Genomic DNA, 18716 nt, shown 5'->3' with positions numbered 1-18716 from the left:
GGAGGTAACTCCCCCTCCTACTCGATCCAGTCTGAAAAAGGTTTGCCATGAAAATGAATTTTGCCGGGCGGGAGCTGGATATGTCCCGCTGCCACGTAATGGGGATTTTAAACGTAACGCCGGATTCCTTTTCCGATGGAGGGAAGTTCAACCGGCCTGGCGTGGCTCTCCAGCGGGCCAGGCAAATGGTGGCCGATGGTGCGACATTTATCGATATCGGTGGTGAGTCGACCCGTCCGGGTGCGACGCCGGTGTCGGTTCAGGAAGAGCTGGATCGGGTCTGCCCGGTGGTTGAAGCGGTTGCCCGAGAGCTGGATGCCGTGGTCTCGGTGGACACCAGTGCGCCGGAAGTGATGGCGGAAACGGCGAAACTCGGGGCAGGCCTGATTAACGATGTGCGTGCGCTTCAGCGGGAAGGCGCGCCGGAGGTGGTCGCCCGGGCTGCCATACCGGTGTGTATCATGCATATTCAGGGCGAGCCGGACACCATGCAGGATTGCCCGGAGTACCGGAATGTCCGCCGGGAGGTGAGTTCGTTTCTCTCGGAGCGAATGCGTGTAGCCGAAATGGCCGGCGTTCGTCCGGAGAATATTCTGCTCGACCCGGGCTTCGGTTTTGGCAAGAGTCTCGAGCACAACCTGCAGCTGCTCGCTTCCCTTGAGCAGATGCATATCCTCGGGCACCCGCTGCTGATTGGGGTTTCCCGGAAGTCCATGCTCGGCCATATCACCGGACGCGATGTGAATGAAAGGTTGCCCGCAAGTCTCGCGGCCGCGACAATATCCGCCATGAAAGGTGCCAGCATAATTCGCGTGCACGATGTCAGGGAAACTGTGGACGCCGTCCGTGTGGTGACGGCAGTGAAGGAGGCAGGCTAATGTCCGAAAGAAAATATTTTGGCACCGACGGCATCCGCGGCCGTGTCGGTGAGTTTCCGATTACCCCCGAATTCATGCTCAAGTTGGGCTGGGCCGCCGGTCAGGCGTTCAAGCGCGATGGCCATCGCAACAGTGTATTGATTGGCAAGGACACCCGCCTCTCCGGTTACATGTTTGAATCCGCCCTCGAGGCCGGACTTTCAGCCGCCGGTGTTGATGTAAAACTGCTTGGCCCGATGCCGACACCAGCCATCGCCTATCTCACCCGTACATTCCGGGCCTCGGCCGGTATCGTGATCAGTGCGTCCCATAACCCTCATCACGACAATGGCATCAAGTTTTTCTCGGCTGACGGCACCAAGCTCGATGACGCCCTGGAAGCGGAAATCGAGCGTTGGCTGGACATGCCGATTCAGGTGTGTGAGCCGGCGGAGCTTGGCAAGGCCTCTCGGGTGGACGATGCCCCGGGCCGGTATGTGGAATTCTGCAAAAGTACCGTGCCGAACGAATTCACCCTGGATGGCATGAAAATCGTGCTGGATTGCGCTCACGGTGCCACTTATCACGTTGCCCCTAAGGTATTCAGTGAGCTTGGCGCCAGGGTGTCGGTGATTGGCGCCGATCCCGATGGTCTGAATATCAACCTGAACGTTGGCTCTACCCATCTGGAAGCGCTGAAGGCAGCTGTTGTTGGAAAGGGGGCGGATCTTGGCATCGCTTTTGACGGCGACGGTGACCGGGTGCTGATGGTGGACCGCGACGGCTCCGAAGTGGATGGCGATGAACTTCTCTACGTGATTGCCTCCCAGCGCTTTGCGGAGGGCAGCCTGAAAGGCGGGGTTGTCGGTACCCTGATGACCAACCTTGGTGTCGAGCTGGCACTGAATGAGATTGGCATCGAATTCGAGCGCGCCAATGTCGGCGATCGCTACGTAATGGAGCGCCTGGTGGCCAACAACTGGGTACTCGGCGGTGAAGGCTCGGGTCATATGGTTATTCGTGACTGCACGAGTACCGGAGATGGGATTGTCTCGGCGTTGCAGACCCTGCTGGCGGTCAGAAAATCGGGGAAGACGCTTTCCGACATCCGTCTGGGCATGAGCAAGCTGCCTCAGAAGATGATTAACGTGCGTGTAAGCCAGCGTTTCGATCCGTTCAGCCGAGACGACATTGTTGCTGCGGTGCAAAAGGCCGAATCTGATCTGGGCAGCTCCGGGCGAATCCTGCTCAGAGCCTCTGGAACCGAACCGTTGATCCGGGTTATGGCCGAAGGACAGGACGCAGAGGATATCCTGCGGGTTGTCGAGGAACTGGCGAAAGTGGTGGAGAATTCTGCCGCTTAATTTTGTGTTTTCAGGCGGTTGTCTGCCGGGAGGGAGTGCTGTATAGTTCGCCCTCCCTCACGTTCGGGAACTGTTATGCGTCGTAAGATCGTAGCCGGAAACTGGAAGATGAACGGGTCAAGAGACCTGGCCCAAACGCTGGTAGGCTATGTGCGATCCCAGGTCGAGTCTCTTGATAATGGCGTTGAGGTTGTTATCATTCCTCCCGCAATTTATATCGGAGATGCGGTCGCCCAGGCCGGTGATGCGCTGGCATTGGGTGTTCAGAACGTCGGGCAGTGGGAATCCGGAGCCTATACCGGTGAGATTTCCGCTGGGATGGCAAGAGATCAGGGTTGCCGTTACGGTCTGGTGGGTCACTCTGAACGTCGTCAGATCTTTGCTGAAAGCGACGACATGGTGGCTGCAAAAGTTGAGCGCCTCGTTGGCAATGATCTGGACGCCATCGTCTGTGTCGGTGAAACGCTTGAACAGCGGGAGGCTGGCGAGGCGGAGTCGGTTGTTGCAGGTCAGGTCCGGAAAGGGCTGGCAGCAGTGACGCCGGATCAGTGGTCGCGTGTTGTCGTTGCTTACGAGCCTGTATGGGCTATTGGCACCGGCAAAACAGCCACCGCGCAAGATGCCCAGGCCATGCACGCGTCGATCAGAAAAGTGCTGGCAGGGATGGGTGCCCCGGCGGAAGAGATATCGCTGCTTTACGGGGGCAGTGTAAAAGCGGATAATGCAGCGGCGCTTTTTGCCGAGCCGGATGTTGATGGCGGCTTGATCGGCGGAGCGTCGCTGATAGCAGAAGAATTTGTAAGTATTTGCCGGGCGGTTCCGGCAGATGCCTAAAGTTAAAGGTTCGCGAGAGTCGTTATGGATTGGTTAGAGACACTGGTTGTCGTTGTGCACGTCGTGATCGCGGTGGCGCTGGTGGGTCTTGTGCTGATCCAGCAGGGCAAGGGTGCTGACGCAGGAGCTGCCTTTGGTGGTGGTGCCTCTCAGACAGTATTCGGTAGTCAGGGTAGTGGCAGTTTTCTGACCCGCTTTACGACTCTGCTCGCCATTGTATTTTTTGTGACAAGTTTCTCGCTGGCGGTCTTTGCCAAGCAGCGCGCCGAACTGGCCGGGGAAGCAGGTATTCCTGTAGTCGAGGAATCCGCTGCCACCGCACCGGCTGACAGTGCCGCTGGAAATGGTAAGGCTTCCTCCAGCGAAACCGGGGGCGGGGAGTCTGGTCTCCCTGAACTCGAGTAAGAATGTTGCCCGGGTGGTGAAACTGGTAGACACGCTATCTTGAGGGGGTAGTGGCGAAAGCTGTGCCGGTTCGAGTCCGGCCCCGGGCACCATATAGAAGAAAAGCGGCTTGGACTCTCCAGGCCGTTTTTTTTGGTCAGTCCTTGACCACTCTGCCCGGCGTCTCTATACTCCGGCGGAGATTGGGACCTGCCGCGTGGTGCTGGCGGGTTTCTGGCAGGCCAGGTGTCTGTCAGCAGGAAGCGGTACATCGGTTTGCTTCCTGCGAGTTCTTGCAACAAAAGGCCCCATTGTTCGGGGCTTTTTGATTAAGGGGCCTGGCGCAAAGGGCCCTGGTGCATAAAAAGGGCTGATAAAACAGCCCTTTTTTTGTTTTTGGGGCCGGTAAATCTGATAACGGAGAAGGCGTAACTTGTCAGCCAAGCTTAAACAACTGGAAGACATTCTTCGGCCTGTAATTGAGGGTCTGGGGTATGAGTTCTGGGGCATTGAATTCCGCTCACAGGGCCATCATTCCCTGCTGCGGGTATTTATTGACGATGCCGAGAACGGTATCGGAATCGAGGACTGCGAAAAAGTCAGTCGCCAGATCAGCGGTGTGATGGATGTGGAAGATCCCATCCAGACCGAATACACACTGGAGGTTTCATCCCCGGGGATGGATCGCCCGCTGTTTCGTCTGGAGCAATACGAAGCCTTTGTCGGCCACCAGGTTCAGATTCGTCTCCGGATGGCATTTGAAGGGCGCCGGAAGTTCCAGGGGCTCATCAAGGGTGTCGAAGGTGATGATGTGGTGGTGGTTGATGACCACGAATATCTGTTGCCTTTTGACAGCATCGAAAAGGCCCACATCGTACCGGTATTCGAATGAACGATATGAAAAAGTCAGTGGACGCACAGTTTATGTTGAGGGCAGGGCAATCCAATGAGTAAAGAGATCTTGCTGGTGGTTGAATCCGTCTCGAACGAGAAAGGTGTCGAGAAGGATGTGATTTTCGAAGCGATCGAGCTGGCACTGGCCACCGCGGCCAAAAAACGCTTTGATGACGAAGAGGCGGATATCCGGGTTTCGATCGACCGGAAAACCGGGGAATATGAAACCTTCCGCCGTTGGCTGGTTGTGGACAACGATGCGGTTCCTGCGCTGGGTACAGAGCTCACTCTGCAGGAAGCCGAGGAAATCGACACGGCGCTGAAGCCGGGCGATATTCATGAAGAGAAAATTGAATCCGAGGCCTTCGGTCGGATCGGAGCCCAGGCTGCCAAGCAGATTATCTTCCAGAAGGTCCGTGAAGCTGAGCGCATGAAAATTGTCGACAGCTACCGTGACCGTGTTGGTGAGCTGGTGTCTGGTACGGTCAAAAAAGTGACTCGCGACAATGTCATTGTTGATCTGGGCAGTAACGCCGAGGCGCTGTTGCCCCGGGAGCACCTGATTCCCCGGGAAACCTTCCGTATGGGCGACAGGGTGCGCTCCCTGCTTCTGGAGATCCGTACCGACCATCGCGGCCCCCAACTGATCCTGAGCCGCACCGCAGCGCAGATGCTGATCGAGCTGTTCCGCATTGAGGTGCCGGAAATCGCGGAAGAGCTGATCGAGATCCGTGGTGCCGCAAGGGATCCTGGCTCCCGGGCCAAGATCGCAGTAAAAACCAATGATCGCCGCATTGATCCGGTTGGCGCCTGTGTTGGTATGCGCGGGTCCCGCGTTCAGGCCGTTTCCAACGAGCTCGGTGGTGAGCGTGTCGACATCGTACTCTGGGACGATAACCCGGCCCAGTTGGTGATTAATGCCATGGCCCCGGCGGAGGTTGCCTCCATCGTAATGGATGAAGACCGGCACACCATGGAAGTGGCTGTGGCGGAAGACAATCTGGCCCAGGCGATTGGCCGGAACGGCCAGAATGTTCGCCTGGCTACCGAACTGACAGGCTGGACCCTGAACGTGATGACCGAAGAAGAAGCCGGTGAGCGTCAGGAGCAGGAGTACAATCGACTTGTCGAGCATTTCACTGGCAACCTGGATATTGATGAAGAGTTCGCCGGTGTACTGATTGAGGAAGGGTTTACTTCGATCGAGGAGGTAGCCTATGTGCCAATGGAAGAGATGCTGGCGATCGAAGGTTTTGACGAAGAGACCGTCACTGAACTGCGTCGTCGTGCCAAGGATGTCCTGCTGAACCAGGCCCTGGCAAGCGAGGAGGCACTTGAGGGTGCCGAGCCGGCAGAGGATCTTCTTGGTATGGACGGCATGGACCGTAGCCTGGCCTTCAAGCTGGCTGGCATGGGTGTGCGCACCATGGAAGATCTGGCAGAGCAGTCCGTTGGCGACCTGCTCGATATTGATGGTATGGATGAAGAGCGTGCCGGTCAGCTTATCATGACCGCACGTGCCCCCTGGTTTGAAGACCAGGCCTAATTCGGGAGGAGGACCAGTATGGCTGAAGTAACGGTAAAACAACTGGCCGAAGATGTAGGCGCTCCCGTGGATCGTTTGCTGAAGCAGATTGTGGAGGCTGGCCTGAAGGCCCGCTCCGAGAGTGATTCTGTCTCCAGCGATGAGAAGCAGCAGTTGCTGGCCTATTTGAGAAAGACCCACGGTGAGGCCGGTGCCGAGCCGCGCAAGATTACCCTGAAGCGCAAGACCACCACGACCCTCAAGGCGGGCAAGGCAAAAACCGTCAATGTTGAGGTTCGCAAGCGCCGTACGTACATCAAGCGGGCTGAACTGCAGCCTGAAGCTGAAGCGTCGAAACAGGAAGAGCTGGTCGTAGAGCAGGCGCAAGAGCAGCCGCCGGTGGAAGAAGCGCCAAAGGCGGCAGCCGAGCAGGCTCCACAGGCGGAGGCTGAGAAGCCGTCCCCGGCTGAGGCAGCGACCCCGGAAGAGGCTGCACAGCAGGAACAGGCCGGGAAGGCAGAGCCGAAGAAAGCAGCAGAGCCAGCTCCCGCTCCGGAAGACATTCCCATGCCACCGCCTGAGGGCGAGGGCAAGGATCGCAAGCCGAAGAAGAAGAAAGAAAAGGTTCGCGAACGCAGCGACGAGGTCGAAGAAGGCAAGCCCAAGAAAAAGCAGGCTGGCCATCGCGGTCCTCGCGCTCGTCCGGTGGAAGAGCCGCTGGTGATCTCCGAAGACGAGGAAGATACCACGCTGCGTAAGCCGCTACGTGCGAAAAAGAAACCCAAAGAGAAGCGTCATGGCTTCGAGAGGCCGACCAAACCAATGGTCAGAGAAGTAGAGATTCCGGAAACGATTACTGTAGGAGACCTTGCCCAGCGCATGGCGGTCAAGTCGGCTGACGTAATCAAGACCCTGATGGGTATGGGCGTTATGGCCACCATCAACCAGGCACTGGATCAGGAAACTGCCGTTCTGGTGACCGAAGAACTGGGTCACACGCCCAAGACAGTCAGCGATGACGCGTTCGAAGAGGAGGTTCTGAGCGAATTCTCCTTTGAAGGCGGCGAAAAGACCCAGCGCGCTCCGGTTGTGAGTGTGATGGGTCACGTTGACCATGGCAAAACGTCACTGCTGGACTACATCCGCCGTACCAAGGTGGCCTCCGGTGAATCCGGTGGCATTACCCAGCACATTGGTGCCTACCACGTTGAAACGGATCACGGCATGGTGTCCTTCCTGGATACGCCGGGCCACGCTGCATTTACTGCGATGCGTGCCCGTGGTGCCCAGTGCACCGATATCGTGGTCCTGGTGGTTGCAGCCGATGACGGTGTGATGCCCCAGACCAAGGAAGCTGTCCAGCATGCCCGTTCAGCCGGTGTGCCCATCGTGGTTGCGATGAACAAGATGGATAAGGAAGAAGCCGATCCGGATCGCATCAAGACGGAGCTGGCCGGTATGGAAGTGATTCCGGAAGACTGGGGCGGTGATGTCCAGTTTGTGCCGGTCTCTGCTCACACCGGTGCGGGCATCGACGATCTGTTGGAAGCTCTGCTGCTGCAGGCCGAAGTTCTGGAGCTGCAGGCGGTAACGGACGCCCCGGCCAAAGGGGTTGTGGTCGAGTCCAGTCTTGAGCGTGGACGCGGCTCCGTTGCAACCGTACTGGTTCAGAATGGTACCCTGCGCCAGGGTGACATGGTTGTGGCCGGTGCCTACTTTGGTAAGGTCCGGGCCATGACCGATGAAGCCGGCAAACAGGTCAGGGAAGCTGGCCCCTCCATTCCGGTCGAAATCCTCGGTCTGAACGGAACACCGGATGCCGGTGACGAATTCTTCGCAGTTGCCGACGAGAAGAAGGCCAAAGAGCTGGCCGAGTTCCGCCAGACCCGCGAGCGGGAGCAGCGTCTCCAGCGCCAGCAGGCGGCAAAGCTCGAGAACCTGTTCGAGAATATGGGCAAGGACGAGGTCAAAACCCTCAATGTGGTGCTCAAGACCGACGTTCGTGGTTCTCTGGAAGCCATTACCAAAGCCCTGCAGGACCTTGGTAATGACGAGGTTCAGGTGAAGATTGTATCGTCCGGTGTCGGTGGTATTGCCGAGACCGACGTCAGCCTGGCCATGGCAACCAACGCCGTTATCTTCGGCTTCAACGTTCGTGCCGATACAGCGTCCAAACGCCTGGTTGAGCAGGAAGGTCTGGATCTTCGCTACTACAGCATCATCTACAACCTGATTGATGATGTGAAGGCAGCCCTGACCGGCATGCTGGCACCGGAATTCCGTGAAGACATTGTCGGCATTGCCGATGTTCGCGACGTCTTCCGTTCGCCGAAGTTTGGTCAGGTGGCTGGCTGCATGGTGACCGAAGGTACCGTTTACCGGAATAAACCGATCCGGGTTCTTCGGGACAACGTGGTTATCTTTGAAGGTGAGCTGGAATCCCTGCGCCGCTTCAAGGACGACGTTCCTGAAGTCCGTAATGGCATGGAGTGCGGCATCGGTGTTAAGGGTTACGACGTGAAAGTCGGCGACCAGATCGAAGTATTCGATCGCGTCCGGGTCGAGCGCAAGCTTGAGTCCACCGGCGCATGATGCGCCTGAGGTTAAGGGAAGCCTGATGCCAAGAGAGTTCAGCCGGATTGATCGCATCGGCGATCAGATGCAACGGGAGCTGGCCCAGCTCATCCAGCGGGAAGTCAAAGACCCGCGGGTGGGCATGGTTACGGTAAATGCAGTCAAGGTCAGTCGTGACCTTGGCTACGCCGATATCTACGTGTCCCTGCTTTCCACCGAAGAGCTGACGGAGGAGTCTCCGGAAGTCAAAGAGTCTATCGCTGTTCTCAACAAGGCGTCGGGCTTTCTTCGCGGGCAGGTGGGGCGTGCCATGAAGCTGCGGGTTGTGCCGCAGCTCCGGTTCCATTTTGATGCTTTGCAGGGCTATAGCCGCAAGATGGACAGCCTCATTCGCGAAGCTGTTGGTGACAAGCCCGCCGTGGACCGTGATGAAGGTGAAGGCCAGGACGATCCGGAGCGTAACGCTTGAGCCGCAGACGCAAGGGCCGTGACGTCAACGGCATTCTGGTGATCGACAAGCCGCTGGGTGTCACCTCCAATGGCATTCTGCAACAGGTTAAGCGTCTGTTCGGTGCGGCCAAGGCGGGTCACACCGGTGCGCTGGACCCGCTGGCCTCCGGTGTGTTGCCGCTGTGTTTCGGTGAGGCCACCAAGTTCTCCCAGATGATGCTGGACAGCGACAAAGCCTACATTGCCACCGCACGGCTCGGGATCAGCACCGAAACTGGCGACAGTGAAGGGGCCATCGTTGCCGAGAAGCCGGTACCGGCAGGTCTTTCCTCTGAGGTGCTGGAGCCGGTTCTGGACCGGTTCCGGGGCGATATCCTGCAGGTCCCCTCCATGTATTCGGCGCTTAAGCACAAGGGGCGCCCGCTCTACGAATACGCCCGGGAAGGCATTGAAGTGGAGCGACCGGCCCGGCCAGTCACCATCTACGAACTGACACTTCTGGACATTCGTGAGAATGAGCTGGATATCGCCGTCAGTTGCACCAAGGGTACGTACATTCGCTCACTGGTTGAGGATATTGGCGAAGCCCTCGGTTGTGGCGCCCATGTATCGGCCCTGCGCCGTACCATGGCTTCGGGGTTCACCCTGGCCAATGCCCATGTGGTCAAAGACCTGGAAGACATGCGAGAGCGTGGCGAAAGCCTGGACGGCCTTCTGGTCGCCCCGGATGCCGCGCTGTCCATGTTCCCGGAGCACCATCTGGCGGGGCCGGCGCTGGTATCGATATTGAACGGACAACCGGTTAGAATACCGGGTCAAGCCCATGAAGGCTTCGTGCGTGTCTATGCAAAAGAGAACCGCAGTGAAGGTTTTGTCGGGCTGGCAGAAGCATTCCCGGAAGGTGAGGAGACCAGTCTGGTCCCCCGCCGGCTGGTGAAGAGCAGCGGCAAGCCATAGGCGCAACGCTGTTTAGCCGGGCTGTAGAGATGCGCGGTTCGGCCGGATCTGAAAGCATCGCAACAATGAGGTGAGTTATGGCACTCTCTGCCAATGAGAAAGCACAGATCGTTAATGATTTTCAGCAAGGTGATGGCGATACCGGTTCTCCTGAAGTTCAGGTTGCACTGCTGAGCGCCAACATCAACAAGCTGCAGGATCACTTCAAGGTCAACAAGCAGGATCACCATTCCCGCCGTGGCCTGATCCGGATGGTAAACCAGCGCCGTAAGCTGCTGGACTACCTCAAGCGCAAGAACGCTGACCGTTACCTGGAGCTTATCCAGCGTCTGGGTCTGCGTCGCTGATCCGGGTCTTTACGACCTGAGGGCTGGGCCGGTAACGCCGGTGGCAGTCTTCAACCAGCAGGTCCTTTTGCGGGGCTTGCTGGTTGTGCTTGTCTCGCACTGCAGTTGTATTGTCCGTGGCACCGAAGGATTCCTTGTCGTAATGGAAAGCCGAAATTGATAGCAGGTTGTTGAAAAAACCCGGGCCCGGCGGCCTATGGAATTGCCGCCCGACAGACCGGGGTTTTGCAACAGCCTGTTAGCTTTCAGACGGGTTGCCCTTCGGATCACATCACATCATCTGCAGAACAGCGTGAATTCGGGGTATGAACCCGGGGTCAGATGAAAGCTTTCATCTGACCCCTTATTCGAAGCTTTCGACCCCGTCTTCGCGATCTATCCAATCTATATGAAGAATTAATGCAGGAGTTTTTTGTGGATCTGAAACCTTTCAAGAAATCGTTTGAGCTTGGCGGCAAGACCGTCACTCTGGAAACCGGCCGTATTGCCCGCCAGGCCACCGGTTCGGTGCTGGTAACCGTTGATGATATTTCGGTGCTCGGTACCGTTGTTGGCGCCAAGGAAGCCAAGCCTGGCCAGCCGTTTTTCCCGCTGACCGTGAACTACTTCGAGAAGACCTACGCCGTGGGCAAAATCCCCGGTGGTTTCTTCAAGCGTGAAGGTCGTCCTTCCGAGAAGGAAACCCTGACGTCCCGCCTGATCGACCGTCCGATTCGTCCGCTGTTCCCGAACGGCTTCATGAACGAAGTTCAGGTCATTACCACGGTCATGTCCTCCAGCAAGAATCAGGATCCGGATATTGCCGCGATGCTGGCCGCCTCGGCGGCGCTGTCTATCTCCGGCATCCCGTTCGATGGCCCGATCGGCGCCTCCCGCGTTGGTTACACCAACGAGCGCGGCTACTTCCTGAACCCGACGTTTGAAGAGCTGCAAACCTCCCTGCTGGACATGGTGGTGGCCGGTACCGAAGACGCGGTTCTGATGGTTGAGTCCGAAGCCAAGGGCCTGACGGAAGACCAGATGCTGGGTGGTGTTCTGTACGCCCATCAGGAAATGCAGGTGGCCGTAGCCGCGATCAAGGAATTTGCCGCTGAAATCGGCAAGCCGCGCTGGGACTGGCAGCCAGCGGCAGAGAACACTGAGCTGCTGAATGCCGTCAAGGCCGAGGCCTCCGCAGCCATCGAGGAAGCCTACGGCATTCGCGACAAGATGGAGCGCTACGCGCGTCTGGGCGAAATCAAGACGGCACTGGTTGAAAAACTGGCCGGCGAAGAGGAAGGTCAGCCTTCCGCGGATGAAGTCAAAAAGTATTTTGGCAAGGTGGAGAAAGCCATCGTTCGTCATCAGGTTATCGAGGGCAAGCCCCGCATCGATGGCCGTGACAACAAAACCGTTCGCCCGATCGAAATCGAAGTGGGTGTTCTGCCCAGTGTTCACGGTTCCGCCCTCTTTACCCGTGGCGAGACCCAGGCCATCGTGACCACTACGCTGGGTACCTCCCGCGATGTGCAGATCATTGATGCCCTGGAAGGCGAGCGTAAGGACCCGTTCCTGTTCCACTACAACTTCCCTCCGTATTCGGTTGGTGAAGCAGGCCGTGTTGGCACCCCGGGCCGTCGTGAGGTTGGTCATGGTCGTCTGGCCAAGCGGGGCGTTCTGGCGGTTATGCCGACTCTGGAAGAGTTCCCGTATGCAATCCGTGCGGTTTCCGAGATCACTGAATCCAACGGTTCCAGCTCCATGGCTTCGGTCTGTGGTTCCAGCCTGGCGCTGATGGATGCGGGTGTGCCGATCAAGGCACCGGTTGCCGGTATTGCCATGGGTCTGGTCAAGGAAGACGACAAGTTTGCGATTCTGACCGACATCCTGGGTGACGAAGATCACCTGGGCGACATGGACTTCAAGGTTGCCGGTACCCAAGAGGGCGTGACTGCCCTGCAGATGGATATCAAGATCAACGGCATCACCGACGAGATCATGGAGCTTGCTCTTGAGCAGGCGCACGCAGCCCGTCTGCACATTCTGGGCGAGATGAACAAGGTTATCTCCGCTCCCCGCGCCGAGCTGTCTTCCCGTGCGCCGAGCATCACCACCATCAAGATCAATCCGGAGAAGATCCGTGACGTTATCGGTAAGGGCGGTTCCATGATTCGCTCCATCTGTGACGAAACCGGTGCTTCCATTGATCTGGATGACGACGGTAACGTGAAGATCTACGCGGATAACCAGGAAGCAGCCCAGGCGGCGGTGAACCGGGTGAAGGAAATCACTGCGGAGATCGAGGTTGGCGCTATCTACAAGGGCCGCGTTGAGCGCATTGTGGACTTCGGTGCCTTCGTCAATATCCTGCCTGGCAAGGATGGTCTGGTGCACATTTCCCAGATTTCTGATCGCCGCATCGAGAATGTGACTGACGAGCTGAGCGAAGGTCAGGAAGTTCTGGTTAAGGTTCTGGATGTCGACAACCGTGGCCGCGTCAAGCTGTCCATGAAGGAAATCAAGGAAGGCGACCAGCCGACCGATTTCTCTGCCTGATAGCAAACCCTGAAAACGGGGTCAGATGAACGCGTTCATCTGACCCCAGCTTTACCCGCTGCCAAATTCGGGGTCAGAAGAACGCTTTCTTCTGACCCCATCTTCACCTGTCCCCGCGTTCTGCAATAAACTCCAGCACGGCCTCCTTATACCCCGGAATCACAAACGTCGCCCCATGAGGCGTATCCGTCTGCAAAAACTCTTTCGGTTCCTCTGCGGCCTCATAAAGCGACTCTCCATGATGAAACGGAATGATCCCATCCCGAACACTGTGAATGATCATTACCGGAACCGGGCTGATGCTCGCGATCCGGTCGATGCCTTCGAAATCCGCGGGGATGGTCCAGCTCAGGGGAATCTGGAGCGGCCAGGTGAGCCAGAATGTGTCGAGTTTTTCCCGGGCGATTGCGCGGAACCCTGAAAACGTGCCGTCGAGGATCACACCGTTCAGCCGGGGTTGCTCCTCGCGCCGGGTCCATTCGCCGGCGAGGGCTATGCCCAGTGCGCCGCCGAGGCTTTGGCCGAGGATGTAAACTGGTCGGTCGCCCACCAAGTCGGGTCTTTTGGCCAGCCAGCGCAGGCCGGTTTCGACGTCGTGGAGGGCGCCTTCGATGTCGGGATCGCCGGTGGATTTGCCATAGCCCCGGTAGTCGATGGTGAAGACGTTGTAGCCTTCCTGGGGCAGCCAGGCAACGTTGAGGATGTGGCTGCTGATGTTCTGGGCGTTGCCATGGAGGAAGTAGACGGTGCCCTTGGCATCGTTCTCGGGCGCTTCCGCGGGCAGCCACCAGCCGTGGAGGGTTTCGCCGTCTGCGGTGTCGATGTAGATGTCGTCATAATCGAGGTTCAGGCGGTCCGGGGTGATGTAGGTGACCCGGTCCGGATAAAAGAAGAGGCTGCTGCAACCCGGAAGCAGCAGGAGGGTGAGCGCAAGCCCGGCGAGGCGGGCTGCGCCGGGTATCAGAAATAGGCGTGGAGTCCGGCTTGCCATGCGCTTTGGTACCTGTCGAAGTGGTCTTCACGGGTGAACTCGGCAAACAGGCTGAATTCACGGCCGAAGTGCCAGTTGGCTTTGGCGTACAGCTGGTCCTGGCGATGCTGGCTGCTGACAATCCAGGCCTTGGTTTTGGCACCGGCGAGCACGCTGAAGCGGTTGTTCTGGTGCAGCAGCCCGACATCGGCGCCCGGGGCGGCATCGTAACCACGGCGCAGGTCGTCGTCGATTTCCAAGTCGGCGGTGGCGATGGCAAAGGCCTGGGTCTGGTGGCCAAGACGCCAGCTTCCGCCAGCGCCGCCTTCCAGGTAGGGGGTCAGTACCCTGTCGTTGCCTGTGTCGGTTCGGCGGCCACCAAAGCCGACCTGCCAGGAAAGCGGCGAGAAGAAGGCGTTTCGGGGGCTCAGTGAGCGGATTTCCACGCCGGTGAGCTGTTCCAGCTGGAGCTCATTGTTGTCGGTATAAAGTCGGGCGTCCAGTCTCAGGAATTGCAGTTGGGCTCCGGTGCGGTAGCCGGCTGGCGGGTCCAGCAGGTCATGATAGGCGGGCCTGAACGTGAGCTGGGTGAACTCCCGGTGTGCCTGCTGGCCGGTGCCAACACTCAGGCGGAAGGTGTCGTGGCCCTGATCGTCCCTTACCAGGGGCTCAACAGGCTCCGGTGGCGGTGGCGCATCGTTGATACGGCTACGCTCTCGCAACAAGTCGTGGGACAGGGGCGCGGCGATTTCCCGGGGCCAGCCGTCCGCTTCACTTTTGTAACGGACGTAGTCGTAGGTGGCATCCAGAACCTGGGCCCGTTGCTCCGGTGGCAAGCTGGCCACTTCACGGGCATCCGGGTCGACATAACCATTGGCGATCGCGGCCGCGAGAGTCTGCTGGTCTTCGGCAAGGGTGGCGAGGCTGTAAGCCACCGACGTGGCCGCTGAGGGCCGGTAATACACGTCGCTGACCAGGTTTTTGTCCACCACCCAGCGCACGGTGTCCGAGGGGATTGCGTGAGTGTTCACTTCGCCCAGAAGGTCTGTGCCCGGTCGGGCGATATCAATCAGAGCCAGCAGACGATAAGCGCAATTTTCATCAAAGAAGTAGTAATCGAAATTCCGGTCCCGAATCTCCCAGGCGTGGGCGACCATCATGTCCACTTCGTCCTGGGTGAGGTTCAGTTTGTATTCCCATAGGTCCCGATGTTCGATGTCGGAATACAAGCGGATTTTTTCGTAGTAGGGCTGAACCGTAGTGATGCCGGGGTAGCCGCCGAAGATGCCCTTGTAGGCAAACATTAGTTCGTTGTCGTGGGCGGCAGCGTCGGCGGCATAGGAAATGGTGTTGGCCAGCAGCAGGTTGGTTTCGTCGTCGTCCTGGGGAGGATCCAGTCGCAGGAAGGTGTGGCCGAACATGGAAGACGGGCTGTTCAGGTAAGAGGCGGCGAACACCAGCGTCACAGTTTCCGTGTTCAGGGCCTCGGACCATTCCTGGTAGCCCGGGCAGTCAATATCCGGTAACGACAGGTCAACCTGTTGCCGGAGCCAGGCCTCCCGCGCAGGGAACCGGCAGCGGGCGTGCTTATCGCCTTCCCCGGGTCGCTGGATCGCCTCAAGGGTTGCCTTCAGCTCCGCCTTCGGTGAGTGCTTGCCGTCGTCGCTCAGAAAGAATGCCGGATCGTCTGCCTGGCTGGTGTAGCCGTCGCCAAAAGAGTCCGGCTGATAGTGAACCAGCGCCAGCCAGGCCGGGTCAAAGTGGAGGTCGGGTTTGCTCTCAGGCGTCTCTGCCTGGGTCGGCAGGCTGACTGCGAGCCAGATCAGAACTGGCCCAATACGAAGCATGTTGCCCATGGGTGTGTGCTGTATCCGGGGTTGAACGGTGTTGAGGGTGGAGCGATGCGCCCTCCCTGGCGCACGAACATCCTTTAAATAGATCTGGGTCAGGCCGCCACGTACTTGCTGAGCGACTCATTCTTTTCCAACAGGGCGACGATGGCACCGACGGCTTCGCCGGAGGTGGTGTCAGAACTCGGGAAAATGGTGGCGAAGTTGTCCTGCAGCACCTTTCGGAAGCTGTCACGGTCAGCCTCGTCGACGCCCAGCAGGACTGCCAGGGTATCCAGGTTTTCGCCACCACCGCGAGACATGTCCCGGGCGACCTTGTCGATGTTGCTGTCCATGTACATGGCCATGGACTGGACAGACTGGTTGGTCTGGCAGCCGAGTGTGCCTGTGGTCATGCCAAAGGTCTGGTTACCAAAGGTTGCGTTCGTGGTTGCAGCCAGTACATGGGGGGCAATGCCGGACTGTCCTTTCCAGATCATGGCACCGACACCACAGCCCGGTTGGGCAAAGGCCATGGAGGAGGCACCCAGAAGAATTGCACCTGCGATCAGTTTTTTCATTATCCACTCCTTTGTGTGGTTTAAAGCTGTCGTCGCAATACACAATGCCGCCCCTGACGCAGGGCAGCATTGCGAAAACGGCCCTAACTGGTCTTATGGAGACAGGATGACCGTTGGCTTGAGTATAGTTCAAATCCTGCCAACGCAAGCTTACCGATGGGTGAGTGACTGATTTGGCCTGAAAAAACGGAGAAAACTGATCACGTGGTTATATTCTCCGTGGGTCTTATATGGTCTATCAAAAGTCCATAATGTTAGATGTGGAGTAATTCAGTATCGTGTGTGCGGCCGTGAAGGCCGAAATATAGCTGCATTCAACGCGATTGCCGCGTCAGGAGCTGATGTGATCGGTGCGCAGTGGTACACCGTGAGAAAGAACATTGCGTCGTTTATGGCACCATTAATGTAACCGTTGCGGTCTATAAAGTCGCAATCGAAAGTGTTACGTAGATTTAGATTATTTTTTGAAACCAGAGCTACCGTTCAGGCAGCTCTGGTTTCATTTGAGAGTGCTGGGAATCACGGCTACTGGAGTGACCAGCAGGTGTTAATCCCAGTCAGTATGCAGAGTATTTGTTGTCAATCTCACGCTTTGCGGAAACATATTCTCTATTGTCGATCGTTTCCATCATTAGCTGATCTTCCAGCTGAGTGATTTCTTTGTCTTTCAATTGGTCAATTTTCTGCTTCGTCGCATAATAGTTGATTGACTGTGCGCCTTGGTATCCGCTCATTGGATCCCACAGGATTGAGGCCGGCCATAGCAGGAGATTTACAACGCCAGCGCCGTATTCACGCACATAGAAAGAACCAAAACCGGGCAGGATTCCAAGAGCTGCGGCAGCACCCGGGTTTTTCTCTTCGACGGCCAGACCTTTGGCCTGATAGCCGCGGTACTCCTGTTTTTGCCCTGAGGAGAGCGGTGTTGCGCAGCCAGATATCATCAGGACGCTCAGAACAACACTCAGTACCACGCCTTTTGATCGAGATAGAATCATTTTTATTCCTTAATTAGTTATAACTCCAGGATGACGGAAGCGTACCTATTCCGACCGGCGGAATATTACAGATTGGTTAAACTTGTGTCGCGGCGGTAATTGTTGGATTTCTTAAAAAAATGTAAAAACTGAAGGGGCCACCTCAATCAGCCGCCCAGATAGGCGTTCTGAACATCCGGGTTGGCCAGCAGATTCTTGCCGGTATCGTGCAGGCGAATCTTGCCGGTTTCGAGCACGTAACCACGGTCGGCCAGGTTGAGAGCCTGATGAGCGTTCTGCTCAACCAGGAAAACCGTAATGCCTTCGTCGCGCAGGTGGCCGATGATCTCGAAGATCTGCTTGATGATCAGCGGAGCCAGACCAAGGGAAGGCTCATCCAGGATAATCATGTTCGGCCTGCTCATCAGCGCCCGGCCAATGGCAAGCATCTGCTGCTCGCCACCAGACATGGTGCCGGCGCGCTGGTGCTCACGCTCCCTGAGGCGGGGAAAGAGCTCGTAGACATGGTCCTGGCTCTTGCGGATCTCGGCCCTGGTGTTGAAGAACCCGCCCATATGGAGGTTTTCTTCGACAGTCAGGCCCGAGAAGACCCGCCGCCCCTCGGGGACAATAGCAATGCCGGAGCGCATGATCCGCGCCGTCGGCTCGCGAGTGATGTCCTGTCCTTGCAGAAAAACGCGGCCAGAGGTGGCCTGGGGGTGGCCGCACACAGTCATCAGTAGCGTTGTCTTGCCTGCGCCGTTGGCGCCGATGAGAGAAACTATTTCCCCCTTTTTGACCTCGACAGAAACCCCGTGCAGTGCCTCGATTTTGCCATAGTGGGTATGGACATCTTCTAGTACCAGCATGGTTTCCCCTCAGGCCTCGCCCAGATAGGCTTTGATCACGTCGTCGTTCTGGCGGATTTCATCCGGCGTACCACATGCCAGGGGCCTGCCCTGGTTGATGACATTGATACGGTCGGAAATGTCCATAACCAGGCTCATGTCGTGCTCAATCAGCACTACGGAAACGTTGTAGTCCTCTTTCAGGCTGACGATCAGCTGATTGAGATCCTTGGTCTCTGCCGGGTTGAGGCCGGCTGCCGGCTCGTCGAGCATCAGCAGCTTGGGCTCAGTCACCATGCATCGGGCGATTTCCAGCCGGCGCTGTTGGCCATAGGCCAGGTTGCCTGCTTCCCGGTTGGCCAGGTCCATCAGGCCCACGCGATCCAGCCAATAAGCGGCCCGATCCAGTGACTTCTGTTCCCGGTCCCGGTAATTCGGGGTTTTCATCAAGCCGGCAATCAGGTTCGTGTTCAGATGCCGGTGCTGGGCAACCAGGAGGTTTTCCACCACGGTCATCTGGTTGAACAACCTGACATGCTGGAAGGTTCTTACCATCCCCAGGCGGGAGATCTTGTGATCCGGTCTGCCCTGGACTTCCTGCCCCTCGAACAGGATCTTTCCGCCAGTCGGCTTGTAGAAGCCGCTCATACAGTTGAATACGGTAGTTTTACCGGCGCCGTTAGGGCCGATGATGGACACGATTTCGTGTTCCTGAACGTCCAGAGACACCTGGTCTACTGCCAGCAGGCCGCCAAAGCGCATGGACAGATTCTGTACATCAAGCATCGTC

At 57.6% G+C, this 18716-nt stretch carries 17 protein-coding genes and 1 tRNA gene; 12 read left to right on the top strand and 6 right to left on the bottom strand.

The genetic code is table 11. From position 1 onward, the window contains the following. Nucleotides 1-47: 47 nt before the first annotated feature. From folP to pnp, 12 genes are all read left to right on the top strand, one after another. A complete protein-coding gene (gene folP, locus NLK58_RS10260; RefSeq protein ID WP_117618411.1) occupies nt 48-878 on the top strand; it encodes a dihydropteroate synthase in 831 nt (276 codons plus the stop codon). Next, nucleotides 878-2221 carry a phosphoglucosamine mutase gene (gene glmM, locus NLK58_RS10255; RefSeq protein WP_117618410.1) on the top strand — a complete coding sequence of 448 codons (1344 nt, stop codon included), beginning with the start codon at nt 878-880 and terminating at the stop codon, nt 2219-2221. Before folP ends, glmM begins: the two co-directional genes overlap by 1 nt. 75 nt (nt 2222-2296) lie before the next feature. Further along, a complete protein-coding gene (gene tpiA / locus NLK58_RS10250) occupies nt 2297-3055 on the top strand; it encodes a triose-phosphate isomerase (protein ID WP_341582749.1) in 759 nt (252 codons plus the stop codon). Nucleotides 3056-3079: 24 nt separating this feature from the next. After that, nucleotides 3080-3460, top strand: coding sequence for a preprotein translocase subunit SecG (gene secG, locus NLK58_RS10245; protein WP_117618408.1), 381 nt, complete (start codon nt 3080-3082; stop codon nt 3458-3460). Nucleotides 3461-3467: 7 nt separating this feature from the next. Further along, a tRNA-Leu gene (locus NLK58_RS10240) sits at nt 3468-3552 on the top strand. A 320-nt stretch (nt 3553-3872) separates the two neighbouring features. Further along, nucleotides 3873-4331: a ribosome maturation factor RimP gene (gene rimP, locus NLK58_RS10235; protein ID WP_341582748.1), complete on the top strand. Its 459-nt coding sequence runs from the start codon at nt 3873-3875 to the stop codon at nt 4329-4331. Nucleotides 4332-4385: 54 nt separating this feature from the next. Continuing rightward, entirely contained in the window at nt 4386-5879 is a 1494-nt protein-coding gene (gene nusA, locus NLK58_RS10230) for a transcription termination factor NusA (RefSeq protein ID WP_117618406.1), read from the top strand. Between the two features lie 18 nt (nt 5880-5897). Then, the gene (infB, locus tag NLK58_RS10225; protein WP_117618405.1) at nt 5898-8450 is read left to right on the top strand and encodes a translation initiation factor IF-2; all 2553 of its coding nucleotides are present in this window, start codon (nt 5898-5900) and stop codon (nt 8448-8450) included. Nucleotides 8451-8475: 25 nt separating this feature from the next. Then, the gene (gene rbfA, locus NLK58_RS10220) at nt 8476-8901 is read left to right on the top strand and encodes a 30S ribosome-binding factor RbfA (RefSeq protein ID WP_117618404.1); all 426 of its coding nucleotides are present in this window, start codon (nt 8476-8478) and stop codon (nt 8899-8901) included. Further along, nucleotides 8898-9839, top strand: coding sequence for a tRNA pseudouridine(55) synthase TruB (gene truB / locus NLK58_RS10215; RefSeq protein WP_117618403.1), 942 nt, complete (start codon nt 8898-8900; stop codon nt 9837-9839). Before rbfA ends, truB begins: the two co-directional genes overlap by 4 nt. 77 nt (nt 9840-9916) lie before the next feature. Next, entirely contained in the window at nt 9917-10186 is a 270-nt protein-coding gene (rpsO, locus tag NLK58_RS10210; protein ID WP_099617538.1) for a 30S ribosomal protein S15, read from the top strand. Between the two features lie 399 nt (nt 10187-10585). Beyond that, entirely contained in the window at nt 10586-12721 is a 2136-nt protein-coding gene (gene pnp, locus NLK58_RS10205; protein WP_264756472.1) for a polyribonucleotide nucleotidyltransferase, read from the top strand. Between the two features lie 103 nt (nt 12722-12824). Here the strand turns inward: pnp and NLK58_RS10200 are convergent, their stop codons facing one another. The 6 genes from NLK58_RS10200 to livG all read right to left on the bottom strand — a co-directional run bounded on the left by NLK58_RS10200 (nt 12825) and on the right by livG (nt 18712). Continuing rightward, nucleotides 12825-13712 carry an alpha/beta hydrolase gene (locus tag NLK58_RS10200; protein ID WP_117618402.1) on the bottom strand — a complete coding sequence of 296 codons (888 nt, stop codon included), beginning with the start codon at nt 13710-13712 and terminating at the stop codon, nt 12825-12827. Continuing rightward, nucleotides 13682-15547, bottom strand: coding sequence for a DUF4105 domain-containing protein (locus NLK58_RS10195; protein WP_117618401.1), 1866 nt, complete (start codon nt 15545-15547; stop codon nt 13682-13684). The genes NLK58_RS10200 and NLK58_RS10195 overlap by 31 nt, the downstream gene beginning before the upstream one ends. An 89-nt stretch (nt 15548-15636) precedes the next feature. After that, a complete protein-coding gene (locus NLK58_RS10190; RefSeq protein WP_341582747.1) occupies nt 15637-16101 on the bottom strand; it encodes a DUF3015 domain-containing protein in 465 nt (154 codons plus the stop codon). A gap of 557 nt (nt 16102-16658) precedes the next feature. Beyond that, a complete protein-coding gene (locus tag NLK58_RS10185; RefSeq protein ID WP_205422302.1) occupies nt 16659-17099 on the bottom strand; it encodes a hypothetical protein in 441 nt (146 codons plus the stop codon). Nucleotides 17100-17245: 146 nt separating this feature from the next. Next, nucleotides 17246-17947 carry an ABC transporter ATP-binding protein gene (locus tag NLK58_RS10180; RefSeq protein WP_117618399.1) on the bottom strand — a complete coding sequence of 234 codons (702 nt, stop codon included), beginning with the start codon at nt 17945-17947 and terminating at the stop codon, nt 17246-17248. 9 nt (nt 17948-17956) lie between these two features. Next, complete coding sequence (gene livG / locus NLK58_RS10175; protein WP_117618398.1) at nt 17957-18712, bottom strand: high-affinity branched-chain amino acid ABC transporter ATP-binding protein LivG; 756 nt, start codon at nt 18710-18712, stop codon at nt 17957-17959. Nucleotides 18713-18716 lie beyond the last annotated feature (4 nt).

The sequence above is a fragment of the Marinobacter metalliresistant genome (assembly GCF_038098645.1).
GTDB classification, from domain to species: Bacteria; Pseudomonadota; Gammaproteobacteria; order Pseudomonadales; family Oleiphilaceae; genus Marinobacter; species Marinobacter metalliresistant.
This window is presented reverse-complemented; position numbering and strand designations above follow the sequence as displayed.